At 43.0% G+C, this 15852-nt stretch carries 11 protein-coding genes and 1 pseudogene; 9 read left to right on the plus strand and 3 right to left on the minus strand.

The window, feature by feature from the left end; genetic code table 11:
• Positions 1-232: 232 nt before the first annotated feature.
• From KHN79_RS21670 to ylqF, 3 genes and pseudogenes are all read left to right on the plus strand, one after another.
• Positions 233-424, plus strand: a pseudogene (locus KHN79_RS21670) (IS5/IS1182 family transposase); the annotation flags it as partial.
• Between the two features lie 993 nt (positions 425-1417).
• On the plus strand, positions 1418-3319 hold the full coding sequence (locus KHN79_RS18955) for a hypothetical protein (RefSeq protein ID WP_182009148.1): 1902 nt from the start codon (positions 1418-1420) through the stop codon (positions 3317-3319).
• 374 nt (positions 3320-3693) lie between these two features.
• On the plus strand, positions 3694-4638 hold the full coding sequence (gene ylqF / locus KHN79_RS18960) for a ribosome biogenesis GTPase YlqF (protein ID WP_182009147.1): 945 nt from the start codon (positions 3694-3696) through the stop codon (positions 4636-4638).
• A gap of 93 nt (positions 4639-4731) precedes the next feature.
• Here the strand turns inward: ylqF and KHN79_RS18965 are convergent, their stop codons facing one another.
• Positions 4732-5280, minus strand: a complete 549-nt coding sequence (locus tag KHN79_RS18965) for a GNAT family N-acetyltransferase (protein ID WP_182009146.1) — start codon at positions 5278-5280, stop codon at positions 4732-4734.
• 271 nt (positions 5281-5551) lie between these two features.
• Here KHN79_RS18965 and KHN79_RS18970 point away from each other — a divergent pair, with 271 nt between their 5' ends.
• The 4 genes from KHN79_RS18970 (at position 5552) to KHN79_RS18985 (ending at position 10946) form a co-directional block, all read left to right on the plus strand.
• On the plus strand, positions 5552-6676 hold the full coding sequence (locus KHN79_RS18970) for a fatty acid desaturase (protein WP_182009145.1): 1125 nt from the start codon (positions 5552-5554) through the stop codon (positions 6674-6676).
• Between the two features lie 232 nt (positions 6677-6908).
• Positions 6909-8276, plus strand: a complete 1368-nt coding sequence (gene dcuC, locus KHN79_RS18975) for an anaerobic C4-dicarboxylate transporter DcuC (RefSeq protein WP_182009144.1) — start codon at positions 6909-6911, stop codon at positions 8274-8276.
• A 208-nt stretch (positions 8277-8484) separates the two neighbouring features.
• A complete protein-coding gene (locus KHN79_RS18980; RefSeq protein ID WP_182009143.1) occupies positions 8485-9075 on the plus strand; it encodes a LemA family protein in 591 nt (196 codons plus the stop codon).
• Positions 9075-10946: a M48 family metallopeptidase gene (locus KHN79_RS18985; RefSeq protein WP_182009142.1), complete on the plus strand. Its 1872-nt coding sequence runs from the start codon at positions 9075-9077 to the stop codon at positions 10944-10946. Before KHN79_RS18980 ends, KHN79_RS18985 begins: the two co-directional genes overlap by 1 nt.
• Before the next feature lie 73 nt (positions 10947-11019).
• Here KHN79_RS18985 and KHN79_RS18990 read toward each other — a convergent pair whose 3' ends face one another.
• Positions 11020-11376 (minus strand): NADH:ubiquinone oxidoreductase, encoded by a 357-nt coding sequence (locus KHN79_RS18990; protein WP_182009141.1) that lies wholly within the window; start codon positions 11374-11376, stop codon positions 11020-11022.
• Positions 11377-11995: 619 nt separating this feature from the next.
• Between KHN79_RS18990 and KHN79_RS18995 the strand changes: the two genes are divergently transcribed.
• A complete protein-coding gene (locus tag KHN79_RS18995; RefSeq protein WP_182009140.1) occupies positions 11996-13228 on the plus strand; it encodes an OFA family MFS transporter in 1233 nt (410 codons plus the stop codon).
• A 75-nt stretch (positions 13229-13303) separates the two neighbouring features.
• Positions 13304-14923: a VRR-NUC domain-containing protein gene (locus tag KHN79_RS19000; RefSeq protein ID WP_182009139.1), complete on the plus strand. Its 1620-nt coding sequence runs from the start codon at positions 13304-13306 to the stop codon at positions 14921-14923.
• 16 nt (positions 14924-14939) lie between these two features.
• Here the strand turns inward: KHN79_RS19000 and yegS are convergent, their stop codons facing one another.
• Positions 14940-15851, minus strand: coding sequence for a lipid kinase YegS (gene yegS / locus KHN79_RS19005; RefSeq protein WP_182009138.1), 912 nt, complete (start codon positions 15849-15851; stop codon positions 14940-14942).
• Position 15852 lies beyond the last annotated feature (1 nt).

The following is a 15852-nucleotide window of genomic DNA, read 5'->3' on the forward strand; positions in this document are numbered from 1 at the left end:
ACATCCCACATAAGGAATTTTTATCTTATTTATCTAACTATTAGGAGAGTTCAGCATTAGAAGTTATTTATTGGATATCGCATTTTATAGAGTAATCATGAAGGGCAGCGTATTATTGAGGCACAATAAATATACCAATACCCAACTCAATAAGGGGTTGTTGAGTAATTCAATTTAACTTAATCAAAAACCTAAAAGCTGGTTGGCTATACCCACTATGTTATGTCGCTTCATGCCACGACTTCGTTACAAAACAACTTATCGGAAACAGTACAACAAAGTTCTAGTCAACATCGGCTCTCTTACTTTTTAAGGTCATGGAGAAATCATAAGCGAGTGAAAACAAAGAAAGCAGGATAAGTGAAAGAGGTCCCACCGATTCAGCGACCTAGCCATCAAAACAGCACTTGTCTATCAACGCATACGCGCTTAACTATATATTCAAATTTTAAATAACAATTAACAATCAAGTGCTAATAACCTTAATTTAAATGGTTATCCGTACTGAAAAATGAAGTTTTAACATATAACCATTTAATATACACTTGTCCTTAAACGTCTAAACATTATCTTATAAAATCTTTAAATTTTTAATACAGACTTTAATGAACACCAGTCTACAAAATCATTCCATTTAAACATTACGAAGTACTATTTAATACAGTCTGGAGTACTATTTAATAGTAAATTTAATCAAAACAAAAATAGAACCTTTATTTTACCCAGAATTACCAAGTGACTTTAATATCTTGATAAAAATTATACACTTCAGAGTTAATCATCATTAATTAATCATAAAAACACACTATACCTTAAGTTACTTAAAACTATCCATCGCACTATTTAAGTGCAGAAATGACTCTTTTTGGGGCCATTTAAAATTGTATAATTACACTCAATGAATCAGAATTAATTATAGAATTATGGAACAACGTTCTGGTTATGAATAACGACAAAAAACAAACTAACAAACCAAAAATGAATTTCAATAACTGATTATTATAATTGACAATTTACTGAGATACCTATTGAACCCTTTATCTAAAATAGTATTCACATATTTAGATAAAACTTAATCCATCCCGTAATATTTAATAATTATATCGTATTGGATACTATACAAATACATGCCAATAGTCACACTCAAACTGTCAAAAATTTTTACACTTTTAAACGTTAACAGCCCTACAAAATAAAATAACCCCACCCGACAGAGCGTTATAAATTGGCACACTCTGTGCCTTCTGAATTATTTTAACAATTTTTAAATTATTTTTAAATTTCACCTAACAAACTAGGTGAATATAACTGGATTCGTCAGGTTGCTAATCCAGCTGTTTTGATGAATCCGCGTAGTAACGTAGTAACTTAGGTGCCAAGTACTTAGCAGTAGGTACCAAAAATGGAGATGATGACTATGCGTAGGCTTATTAGTTGTTCAGCATTAGTTATAGCTTGTTTGACATTATCTGGTTGTTGGCTAGAAGATGATGACCCAGAAGGAAACAACGCTGACCAAATTGTTGATACCCCTCAATCAGATGACACTACTGGTAACGATGACAATGCCGATTCAGGTGAGAACAGCGACACCGATGATAATACGGGATCGGATAACACAGCGGATGACGATTCAACTGGATCCGATGACACTACTGGTGACGATGATTCAACGGACTCCGGTGATCCAGTTTATGTCGGAACACCAACAGATTCAGATGACACGAATGATACGGGTGACTCAGGCGATTCGGATGACAACGGTGATACCAATGACAACACAAGATCGGGTGGCACTGTTGATACTGACGATACAACCGACTCCGATGACACTGCAGATACTGATGACTCAACCGATTCCGATGACACCGCAGATACCGACGATTCGACCGATTCCGATGACACCGCAGATACAGGCAATTCAACCGATTCCGATGACACCGCAGATACAGGCGATTCAACCGATTCCGATGACACCGCAGATACAGGCGATTCAACCGATTCCGATGATACTGACGACAGCACGGATAATGATGGTACAACGGTGATCACTAAGTACCAATGGCGTAGCCCTGTATTACTCTATGACGCTGACACCCCTCCAAACATCAGCTCCCATGATGACCAAGTTATCACCACCTGGTATCAAGATCTCGAAATCTGGGCGAGCGTTGGGACGGACGATGACATGGAAAATGCGCAGATTTTCAATGTTTCCAAATCTGGTAAAGTCCTTTACTTCTATGCCAATCCAACTTCTAATACTGTTTTATACGAACAAATCCGCCCTACTGTATCAAACAGCAAAGGAGAAACTTGTACGGTATGGGCAGAGAAAGACCCTTACCTCGTCCGAGCAGCTTGTTACTCCTCAACATCAGGATCATGGTCAGAGCCATTGACGTTGAATGAAGAAGAATTTGGCTTTTTCGGTTTTAGAGGGTTCAAAATGGTCGCGCTATCTGATGACCGTTTCGCGATCGTTTTTAACTACAATATAGCGTCATCAAAAACCGATAAAATTCTACTGGCGATATTTACCCCAAGTGAAGTGCAACAACGTAGCATAGTAGAATCTGATTTAGCTTCCAGCCAGATCACTGTTACACCCAATGACAGTGCAGGTTTCAATCTCTTATACACTTCTGTCCATCCAACCAATGGAACTTATAACAGATTATTGTTAAGCAAAATCGATGCTGAACTCAACCTGACCACCACCGTGCTAGATGAGCGCTACACGACAAAAAGCCACTTATTGCTTACCTCAGGCGACAATCCAGCGCTTTCATATGTAAGCTCCGGTAATGTAAAGGAAATGTACATTCTAGATAGTTCATTAACCGAAATCGATATCGGCGATGCTCGGCTCACTCCGTATCGATATCATTCACTGGTTTCGACCTCCGATGGCGCTTTACATTTTTCGTGGCAAACCCAAGGTCTAGGTGGTGTTATCAGACACATCATTGTGAAAGATAAAGAGGTAACAACGACAGATACTACACGCATAAACGAACAACAACTACGTAGTGTAGTTCCACAATTAATCGCCGACGGTGACAAAATTTACATGTATTGGTTAGTGCAAGTCACCTCGGGAAGCTCTGGTAAATATGCGATTACTTTTAGTCATTACATTGATGAAGCATGGACTGAACCAAGCACATTCACTTGTGGTGAAGGTCAAGAATGCTTTAACTATATGGACAGTTTTCATTACGCCATTACCGATGACATCATTGCCATTGCCTATAGAGATGAGGAGGGTGGTAAGATAGTCACCACAGCAAAAGAGGCCGCAGTTGAAGAAGAGTAAATTGAACCTTGCACTTTAGTCAGTATCGCTGGCTAAAGTGCAAAATTTGTTACTACTTACTAGTAATTGGCTTTTTTTTAAAGCTTAGTTCTCATACAACCTCAAACCTGCATGATTTAGCACCTGAACTAAAGTAATAGTCCACGGGTCCGAGCTGTTCAAAATCCAAAAGCCCCCATCGTTCTTGAGGGCTTCATGTAATTAATACGATATTTAACCAGCCACAACCGACAAATTGGATACCAATCCCTTTCTCACGTACAATAGTCCCATTCCAACTTTACCAACGACTATCAAGATCTTTTCGTACTATGTGTTGTCATGCATTTTGTACCCCACTAAGGTTTAGATAAATTTTAAGGCAGTAATTTCAAATGGTTAACAACTCAATCCAGTGGTTTCCTGGCCACATGCACAAAGCACGTAAAGAGATCGAAGAAGCTATCCCTCAGGTGGATGTGATCATCGAAGTACTGGATGCACGTATTCCTTTTAGTAGCGAAAACCCTTTGATTTCTCAGATTCGTGGCGACAAGCCCGTCGTTAAAGTATTGAACAAGCGTGATCTGGCTGACCCTGAACTCACTCAACTCTGGATTGATCATCTTGAGCAAGAGCAGAATGTGAAAGCCATGGCGATCACGACCTCTGAGCCTCAGGAAGTCCATAAAATCATGGAGTTGTGCCGTAAACTTGCTCCTCACCGTGAAGAGATTGGCAAAAATATTCGCACTATGATCATGGGCATTCCGAACGTAGGTAAATCCACCATCATCAATACACTAGCGGGCCGTACCATTGCAGTAACTGGCAACCAACCTGCGGTCACCCGTCGTCAGCAGCGTATCAATCTTCAAAACGGCATCGTTTTATCTGATACACCGGGGATTTTGTGGCCAAAAGTAGAAAACCCGCACAGCGGTTTTCGCCTCGCAGCAACTGGCGCAGTGAAAGACACTGCCATGGAATATGATGAAGTGGCGTTTTACACGATTGAATACTTAGCAGCTCATTATGCTGAAAAGCTTAAACAGCGCTACCAGATCGAAGAGATGCCAGAATCAGATATCGAGATCATGGAAGAGATTGGCCGTCGTCGCGGTGCTCTGAGAGCTGGCGGGCGTGTAGATTTACACAAAGTGTCTGAAATCCTGCTTCACGAATTACGTCAGGGAACATTAGGGCAAATTACGTTAGAGCGCCCTGAAATGATTACTCAGGAACTTATCGAAGTAGAGATAGAAACTGCACGTAAAGAAGAAGAGAAAGCAAAACGTAAAGAAGAACGACGTAAGCGTTACTTGCGTAACAAGCGTTAAGTTACTTTAGTCACAAACACAAAAGCTCAGTACAATACTGAGCTTTTTCGTGTCTAGATTACTACTTTTTAAGCAAGCGGCTCTTTAGCATTGTTAAGAATAAACTACGTGTGATTCTATGCCATTAACTAAAGATTGTGCATTCGACCAACGGAACACTTTTTCCATCACTTCTGTGCCGCCTGGCGCTTGCCAAGTACGCTCCTGGCATTCTTGTCCGCCGATATGACGGTAAAACTCTATTGCTGAAGTGTTTTGTGAAACAACTTCGAGATACAAACCACTGTCTTTAAAGTACTGCTGCTGCCATTCAGCGACTTCTAATAGTAACTGCTTACCGATACCTCGGCTGCGATAACCCTCATCAACGTGTAACGCATCTATATAACTACCACGCTCAAAGTCATGATTACCAAATATGCACGCAAAGCCGAGTAAAAGACCACCTTCTTCAGCGAGCACAATATGTTGATTGAAGGGAGGATTGGTCAGACGGATCTGCCATATCAGTAGCTTATCATCAAGTACTTCTTTATCCAGATAGCTATTACTTAGAATGCCTCGGTAATGACGCTTCCAATTCTCAGCATGCAAATGTGCGATGCGTTCGTAATCCTTATATTCCGCTAATCGTAAATCCATTACGTCTTCCTATTTACTTACATATTTTGCTTCTCTGAAGATCTTTGGCATTTTCCACCGTTATAAAGCTAATTTAGTGGTTAAATTTCCATAACTAAAGCCAAAGGTCATTGTTTAATACTACCTATTATTTAATTAAAAGCAAAATCTGCCAGCGATATTATGAGGTAGACCCGACAAGAATCATCACATTGTTCTAACTTTAATTTGACTTACACGTGTTCGCTGATATTCTGGCGTACAGTTGTTAGCCCAAACTTAGGACCATATCGTGAACCAAAACAAACCACCCGTTATCTGGCTGAATTTACTTATTTTTTCTTCCAGTTTTGCACTAGCGTTTATCGTTACTCCTTGGTATGCATACCACTTTGGATTCGGCTGGGAGCATTTAGTTTGGGGGATCATTGCGTTCAGTTTTACTAATCTATCCATTACTGCTGGCTATCACCGCCTGTGGAGCCATAAAACGTATGAGGCTCACTGGATATTGCGTTCTATATTTGCACTTGGCGGTGCATTTTCTCTGCAAAATAGCGTATTACACTGGTCTTCTGATCACCGCGTACACCACAAGCACGTGGATAATAATGATAAAGACCCCTACTCGGCAAAACGCGGATTCTGGTATTCCCATATCGGCTGGATGTTACGCGATTACAACAATTCAAAAGAAAACGAATATACAAACTGCCGCGACTTAAAACGCGACAAAATCGTAATGTGGCAACACAAATACTATGTTCCGCTTGCACTGGTTACGAACATTGGTTTTCCAGTCCTGCTGGGTATAATTTATGGCGATATCTGGGGAATGCTATTGGTAGTTGGTGCAGTACGCCTGTTTATGAGTCACCACACCACCTTTTTTATCAACTCCTTGGCGCATGTTTGGGGAAAGCAGACTTTTACTGATAAGAATACAGCCCGCGATAACGGAATTTTGGCCTTTTTCACCTTTGGTGAGGGTTACCATAATTTTCATCACATTTTCGAGAACGATTACCGTAATGGCGTTTACTGGTGGCATTATGACCCGACGAAGTGGCTGATTAAATCATGCTCATGGATGGGGTTAACATCGAAATTGCGTACTACTTCCACATTCAAAATCGAAAGAGCACGAGCGGCACAATTGTTAAAGAAAACAAAGGAAAAGATCGAGTCGAGACCGAATGCGCAGACTATCCTGATTCAACTCCAACAAGAGTTTGATTCTCTCGTTCATCATATGCAGGAATATTATGAAGCGCGTAAAGATCTCGTTGGCCAAAAAACAGCAGATGTAGTGAAAAAGTACGAATATTCAATCTGCAAAACAAAGTATCAGCAGATAAAAGCAGAGTTTAATAATCAGCAGCGCAACTGGAACCTATTGGTTAGCCGGTATGCTTAATCCATTGAATACTTAATCTATTGATAACCTAAGCTATTAAGTAAAAACCAAGCTCCGAGATTTCGGAGCTTTTTTGTACTTCTTTATCCAATCAGTGAAACAGTTACTAAATAAACCTGCCTTAAACCACGCTGTTCCAAGTTTTGAACCAAGCCACAAATAAGAATTCCACAAATTCTCGACCATAATATGAAACGGGATCTTTCTTTTACTCATAACCTTGGAGACACCTATGCTAGAGCTATTAATCGGCTTAGTAGTGACCATTGTCGTAGGCTATTTCATTGTCAAAGGCTACAAGGTAACTGGTGTGCTGTTGACCGCTGGTATCGGTTTACTTCTTATAGCTGGCATATTAGGTCACCAGGTTCTGCCTTCAAGTATCACCTCAACCGGTAACATGGTCACAGACTCACTGGAATACGTGAAGTATATGCTTCAGTCCAGTGGCGGCGGCCTGGGTATGCAGATTATGTTGTTGTGTGGCTTTGCATCCTATATGACACATATCGGCGCGAACAACGTCGTTGTAAAACAGTTCTCCAAACCGCTCTCGGTAATTAAGTCTCCCTATGTACTGCTGGTAGCTGCTTACATCATCGCCTGCTTAATGTCTCTGGCCGTAAGCTCTGCGACTGGGTTGGGCGTGCTGTTAATGGCGACTTTATTTCCGATGATGGTTGCGATGGGTATTTCTCGCCCCGCTGCGGTCGCTGTCTGTGCATCTCCTGCGGCTATCATCCTGTCTCCGACATCCGGAGATGTGGTTATCGCTGCAGAGAAAGCCGGGCTGGCACTTGATGTATTTGCTGTTCAAACTCTTCTTCCTGTATCCATTTGTGCCATCATTGTCATGGCTATAGCCGCTTACTTTTGGAATAAGTTCTTAGATAAGAAAGACAATACCCCAATGAAAAAGATCGATGTGTCAGAAATCGAAGCAGATGCCCCCGCGTTTTATGCCATCCTGCCCTTTGTGCCTATATTAGGCGTATTTCTGTTCAATGGTCGCACTATTCCAGGCCTAAGCTTGGATATCTACACCATAGTGGTCGCTTCTATTTTTCTCGGTGCAGTAATTCACTATATTGTGAATAAGTTTGACGGCAAAAAATCTCTGGAAGGTTTAGAGGCTTGCTACGAAGGTATGGCTGATGCGTTTAAAGGCGTGGTCATGCTATTAGTCGCCGCGGGGACATTTGCCCAGGGCCTGATGTCGGTTGGCGCAATAGACAACTTACTTAACCTTGCAGATCAGGCTGGTGCAGGTGGTGTCGCATTGATGCTTATCCTGTCCGCTTTAACCGTAGCCGCAGCTATTGCGACCGGTTCTGGTAACGCACCTTTCTATGCCTTTGTTGAGCTGGCTCCGGCGCTGGCTGCGAAGATGGGTCTGAATCCGGCGTTCCTGATCATTCCTATGCTTCAATCATCAAATCTGGGCCGTACCATCTCTCCGGTTTCAGGCGTGGTCGTTGCGACTTCTGGTATGGCTAAAATCAGCCCATTTGAAGTCGTTAAACGCACCTCGGTCCCTGTACTCGCTGGATTAATAACCGTCATCCTAGGCACAACGGTTCTTGTACCAATGAGCGGATGAATGTTTCTCTGCCGCTTAATTGTTATTTAACAGGTACCCGACGTAAAGTCGGGTCTGTTATTTCTACTCACGTATCACTTGTCAATTTCTTACATCGCATATGTAACGCCATTTATAGCATCACATAACATCTTTCGCGTATGTAAGGCAGCATCAGCGCCAGACTCTGCCTAAAATATAAGCAACTTATATAAACTGGAACCTCATTATGACTGCACTGATTGTCCTGATCGTTATTATTCTGCTTATCGCAGCCTACGGTATTAGTATCTACAACAAGCTTGTGACCCTGCGCAATCGCTTCAAAAATGCCTTTGCCCAAATCGAAGTTCAGCTCAAGCGCCGCTACGACCTGATCCCAAATTTGGTCAATACAGCAAAAGGCTATATGGAACACGAAAAAGAGACGTTTGAGCGAGTCATTCAGGCTCGAAACCAAGCAATAGCAGGTTTGAAAGCGGCAAGTGAAGCGCCGGACAGTGAAGCCGCCATCAGCCAGCTAAACCAGGCAGAAGGCATGTTGCAAAACGCATTGGGCAAACTGAATGTCGTTGTTGAAGCCTATCCAGAGCTGAAAGCAAATGACACAATGACTCAACTTCAGGAAGAGTTAACCAGTACAGAAAACAAAGTCGCCTTCGCGCGTCAGGCGTTTAATGATGCGGTAACGAGCTACAACACATATAAGCAAACCTTCCCTCCTGTGATTTTTGCCAATATGTTCGGGTTCCAAAACGGTAAACTGCTTGAGTTCGCTGATAGTGAAGCCCTTCAAGAAGCACCAAAGGTTGAGTTCTGATGGATTTTTTCAACCAACAAGACAGAGCACGTAAGCGAACCGGACTGTTGGTATTTCTGTTTACTCTGGCAGTTATAGCAATCACCGGATTGGTCAGCGTGATTTCCATTGGCATCTATTTTTCGGTTTCAGGTGAGCCGTTCAATACACAGAGCATCATCCACTATTGCCTATTAAGTTTTGCAGGAGTCGTGTTGGTTGTTGCTGCCAGTTCACTGATTAGGCTCAGTCAACTTAGTTCAAGTGGCGGACGGGGAGTCGCAGAAAGTATTGGTGGAACACTGATTTCTCCGGATACAACGAATGCTAAACACCGACAGTTACTGAATGTTGTTGAAGAGATGGCCATCGCCTCAGGAATTACGGTTCCACCTGTCTACGTGATGACCGAAGAACGCGGAATTAACGCATTTGCCGCAGGTATGAGCATCGACGATGCCGTCATTGGCGTCACACAAGGTGCACTTGAAAGCTTCAGTCGTGATGAGCTCCAAGGGGTCATTGCTCACGAGTTCAGCCATATTCTAAATGGGGATACACGGCTCAATACACGACTGATTGGGGTGTTGTTCGGCATTACCTGTATCGCCTACTTTGGTCATTTAGTGCTGGACAATTCTCGCTACTCAACTCGTGGTATGGGTCGTAGCAATTCTGACTCAAATAATGGCTTCGCTGTTGTTATGCTGATTGCGCTGGTTTGTATGGTGCTAGGATGGCTGGGCACGCTGTTCGGCTCTATGATAAAAGCCGCAATTTCTCGACAACGTGAATTCTTAGCTGACGCAAGCGCAGTGCAGTTCACTCGTAACGATCAAGGGATTGCTGGTGCACTGAAAAAAATTGCCGAACATTCTTTTGGTTCCAAGCTGGATGCCACAGCAAGCGAAGATATGAGCCACATGATGTTTGGGCAAAGCAAACTCTCCGGCTTTTCAGGATTGTTTGCCACTCATCCTCCTCTTGATGAAAGAATCCGCCGGATAGACCCCGGTTGGGATGGCAGTTATATCAGGCAAGATGAAAACAGAACTTCGGCTTTTACTGGTGAGCAAGTCAGTGGATTTGCAGGTGAAACCAGCAACGTAGCTATTGAAGAAGCAGCCTCAGAGCCTATCTCTGCCGCAACGCAACTAAGTGACACTGGTCAACAACTAATAAGACAACTGCCACCACAATTAGTTGCTCTTGCGCGAGAGCCTTATAGTGCGCGTTTCATTCCTCTCTTCATTATCTTTGATGGCAGTGATATTCAGCGAGAGATGATCAAAAGTCATGTTCCGCCATCGTCTCAGGCGGAGCTACTTCCGTGGCTGGATTACTCGATCCCCCTTCACCTTCGCTTCCCTCTACTCGAACTGGCTATACCCGCGTTGAAATCGCTCAGTGAAGGACAAAAAAATAGGCTTTGTGAGGTTCTGAGCGAGCTATCTCAAACGGATAATCACTACACTCTCGCCGAATGGTGCGTTATTAATTTGGTGGAAAAGGAGTTAGTCGTTTCTTTCGGGCGCACAAGACAGCAAAAATCATTGGGGCAACTGAAAGAAAGTGTACTTTGGTTACTCAGAGAGCTCGCATGGGTTAGCCACCCAGAACCGATAAGAGCACAGCACGCGTTTAACTCTGCGGTTGTTTATCTGGGTCTGCCAGAACAGGTATTGCAAGAAGCAAATCAAAACTGGAGTTTGAGTCGTGCTGCGTTAGAACTGCTTGTACAACTCAAACCAAAAGATCGGGAGAAATTTGTCAGAGCATGTCGACTCGCTATCGAATCTGACGGGAAAATAACGGTCGCTGAGGGTGAACTCTATCGCGTTATTGCCTGCTTCCTGGAAGTGCCAGAGCCACCACTAACAGTGACTGTTTAGGTTAACTCGAACTCATAAAGCAAAAACGCCAGCGGTAAGTCGCTGGCGTTTATACATTCGGGACAAGTAACTATTACGCTGCTTTCAAACGTACTGGAACCTGCGTGATACTGTCGCGGTAACTGAACCACAGATATGTCACTACGAGAGAGAAGAAGAAATAAGACAACGCGAACACAATTGGCGAAGTAATAATATCCGCTGACATCCCCCAAACCACACCTGCAACGGTGATCGCTAGCTTAGACAACATGCCGCAAATTAGAAGAAATAACGCAAGTTGCGGGAATCTGGAACTACGAAAAGCGAAAAAGTAGCAACTGCCTACCGCCAAAGAAGCGACTGACAGGCCTAACATAAATGAATGGAAATGCTCTGCCGATGCCACACCTGCAAATACAGAAGCGAGAAGCATTAGGAACAATTTCATAAGTTACCTCACAATAAGTCGAAAAAAGCATCCCTTCATAAATGAAAACTCATTTTTCAGCCTATTTTGCTCATCTCACGCACAAATACAAGCACATTTTTTGTTCATTTTTTGTCAAAAAAACTAATCAATTAACATTATTACAAAAGGTTAACAACTTAAGTTTAATAAATCGTTAGTATCCAATACTTAGCCTTAAAGTGGCTCATTTATCCTATTTTTATCACAAAGCATTAACACAAAAATGCGCCGCAATTTTTATTTAAAATTGTGAGTTCAGTGCGGGTGTCCATCGACTTTTATCAACTAACAGAGAAACTTCTCGTGAAACTAATAGAACATTCCATTTTTAACACTTCATTTACACCTGTAATCGCTGATGTACAAATGATTTAATACATTCAAATTATTTTTAACGCCAAAGGTAAAAAGAGATTCCAATCACATATTTATTGGTTATAATCCGCGCTCATTGCGTCACTTGTTGAAAAACGCAAACTAATTTTGAAAAAACGCATCTTTAAACTACCCCTCTTTAAAGTCGGGCTATCGACCTACCCATACTGGTAACAGCTAAAAGGTCACAGGCTTCAGCCAAGAGGAATAACCGAGAGAAAAAATGAGCAAGATTGATAAAGCTATGCGCATCCTGCTAGCAGGTTTCTGTATCAACCTTTGTCTTGGCATCCTGTATGCCTGGAGTGTTTTTAACAAGGCATTGGTAACTGAATCAGGCTGGACTGCTGCTGAAGCTTCCGCACCTTACGCAACTGCAACCATCACTTTCTCTATCTGTCTTCTTGTTGCGGGCATCCTGCAGGACCGTATGGGTCCGCGTCTGATCCTTATTCTGGGTACGGTACTAACCGGCCTTGGTATGATCGCGTCAGGTTTTGTTAACTCACCACTCATGCTAAATATCACTTTTGGTGTGATTACTGGTGCCGGTATCGGTTTTGGTTACGCATGTCTGTCACCTTCTGCAATGAAGTGGTTCCATGCATCGAAGAAAGGCATGGTGAACGGTATCATCGCAGCAGGTTTCGGTCTGGCGGCTATTTACCTAGCTCCTGTTACCTCAGCGTTGATCGAAAACATGGGTATCCAGACTAGCTTTTTAGTTCTGGGTATTGGTGTTCTTGTAATTGCAGTGCCACTAGCAGCGACTATTAACAACCCACCAGCCGATTACACGCCAGCTGAGCCTAAAGTAAAAGAAGGCCAGGCACCTAAGGCAGTGAAGAAATCTGACGATCTAAGCTGGAAAGCGATGCTGAAAACGCCACAGTTCTACTCCCTATGGATTATGTACGCTTTTGCCGCTTCTGTTGGCCTGATGATCATTGGTAACATCACAACAATTGCGAGTGTTCAGGCTAACCTTCCTAACGCGGTTTACCTGGCTTCTATTCTGGCGGTATTTAACTCTGGCGGCCGTGTTGCGGCTGGTATGCTTGCGGATAAAATTGGCGGCGTTCGTACTCTGCTTCTTGCGTTCGTTCTGCAAGGCATCAACATGGTGCTGTTTGCAACATTCAACTCAGAATTTACGCTGATCATTGGTACTGCAATCGCAGCTGTTGGTTACGGTACACTTCTCGCGGTATTCCCAACTCTGACGGCAGAGTTCTACGGTCTGAAAAACTACGGTACTAACTATGGCGTGCTATACACAGCATGGGGTATCGGTGGTGCGATCGGTGCTGCTGTAGTTGGTTACTCAATGACGAACGGCGAAGGTTACACTCTGGCTTACACCATTTCGGCAGTAATGATGGCGGTATGTATCGTATTAGCCTTCATCACTAAACCACTGTCTGAAGCAAAAGTCGCTGAGCTAAGAAGCGCTTAATTGTGAATTGATTTGATAGCAAAAAGGCTTAACCTATGGGTTAAGCCTTTTTTGTTATTGGTTACTTATCAACATATGCAAAGCCCTGTCGAACTCGCACCAGATTACTATTTAGATAATTTCTTTAAGCTGACCCAACACGCTACTAAATGGTATGGCGATTTACTGTCAGATGAAGAGCATCAGTGGCTATCGGCATTTGAGCAATTGAGTAAACACGCTCAATGCCTTTTGGTACGTTTATATAGCCGCAAAGGCTGTTGGTTTCGTAGTGATAAACTTAGCTACGCAGAAATACCGTCCATTGACGAGTCTCTGATAGAACTCAATCAATCCAAGCTTGTTGAACTTTCTCCTAACCTGTCACATCAAGAGCTAACTGCGAACTTACTAACAAAACCAGAAATTCTCGCACTCTACCCGAACTTACCTAAATCATTAAAAAAAGATGCACTGGTCGAGCAACTAAGTAGTAACGAATTCATTTCGTTCTCAGCCCTCGATTTTACAGTCATCAGGCTGAACTCAGCCCACATGATTGATGTTTTACTCACCTTGTTCTTCGCTAATACACACCAAGACTTAAGTCAGTTTGTACTAGACGACCTTGGATTACATAAGTTCGAGCACTATCAATTAAGCAAAGAACGTCGCTTCTTCGAGTCTCGATTGCAAATTGACCGATTGATTGAGCTGAGCGAACTAGCCAACATTTACTGGCAGTGCGATCGGAAGGACAAAGCAAACCTCGACCTTCTAATTAAGGCAATGCCAGAGACTGTTCAACATAGCTACGTGGACAGAAAGCGGGAGCACATGCTCAACGACATCGCTCGTGACTACGAACGTATTAGTGAACTGGAAACAGCATTAGCGCTTTTTAAACAAACCAACCTCCCACCGAGCAGAGAACGTCGTGCACGAATATTCGATAAGCTGAACCGTGACAAACAATTTAGTGACATTGTCACTGAAATGTTAGCATCACCTACCGATGTATCTGAATGGGAAGTGGCCCAAAAGCTGGAGCAACGAGTAAAACGAAAGTTTGGGCAAAAGGTACCAAGAGCAGCCAAACCCTACTGTCATGAGCATCATATCGAACTGGATTTATCCCAACAACGTGTGGAACTTGCTACCAAAGAGCACTTTGAGCGCTTAGGCTGGAAAGTATTCTACGCAGAAAACACTCTGCTCAACGCTCTGTTAGGACTCACCTTTTGGGATGCGATCTTTGCCCCTATTGAGGGTGCTTTTATCAATGCCTACCAACATCGACCACTCGATTTGTATCACGCTGATTTTGTATCCAGACGCGAAGAATTAATCAGCTTGGCATTCGCTCAACTCGCGTCTGGCAATAGCAAATCTATACTTGATAGATATGACGCTAAATTTGGCATCAGCAACCCTTTTGTTTCTTGGGGCGTAGTAAGTAAAGAGCTACTCGAACATGCACTCAGTACCATTCCTACTGCTATGCTAATTGAGCTGTTCAAAGTACAACTTAGCGATCTCAAACTGTATCGCAATGGAATGCCAGATTTAATCGCGTTTAAGGATGGACAATTTGAATGGATTGAAGTGAAAGGCCCAGGCGACAAACTACAGGATAACCAGTGGCGATGGATTAAAGAGTTTAATCGCCTTGAGGTGCCGTTTTCTGTTTGCTATGTGACAGCTACAAAAGATTGATAAAGACTGACAGGACTTAGGTACTTGCCCCGATACATGGACAATCTTCAGGCAATACTAAACGGATACTTTTAGGCAAAACGTCAAAGCGTACCTTGCGCGAGCGATAAGGTTCGCCGTCTAGATTCAGAGGTAACGGATTTGGGAAATCAATTTCGAGCCAGCTTGTACGGGTATGCTTAACAAAATCACCGGTAATTCTAGGATTATTGATCTCTTCTATCACTTTCGGCAGTTCATGTGGCAGGAACGGGCAAACCAGCGTTAAATCCATAAGGCCATCATCAATCATCGCATTAGGAGCTAATGACTGACCACCACCAGCCAAACGGCCGTTACAAAACGCACCAAGTAAGATTCCCCCCTTAAAGCTGCCATCATCTACTTTTATCGTTCCATCGTAAGGCTTGAAACCCAGAGCTTTAACAACGCCCGTTAACGTATATGCTCCGCCACCTAAAAAGTTTTTCAACTCCGCAGGAGTTTCAGCAGTAATCTGAGCTCCAAACCCCGCTGCCGCAACATTGAAAAAATAACGATCATTCGCTTTCACACAATCAACCAAATATGACTTCCCTTTTAACGCCAGGAACAGAGCATCACGGATAGAGCCAGGAATACAGTTGGCAGTGGCAAAATCATTAGCGGTTCCAAGTGGAATTATTGCCAGTTCAGGCCTTTTCTCTTCATCAATTTGTACAATTGCAGAAACTGCTTCATTAACTGTCCCATCACCACCTGCGACTGCAATACGAGTAATGCCTTCATTTACGGCCTCATTGACTAAACGCGCCATATCTTGAGATTCCCATGTCACACGGACTTGTACATCGAAGCCCTTATCTCTCAGCGCCATGATTGCGTTTCTCAGTTCGGGTATCCCAGCTTTTTTGCCGTTTAGTATCGCTCGTATTGTTTTTGTTTTCATT

This window comes from Vibrio sp. B1FLJ16, assembly GCF_905175385.1.
Lineage (GTDB): Bacteria > Pseudomonadota > Gammaproteobacteria > Enterobacterales > Vibrionaceae > Vibrio.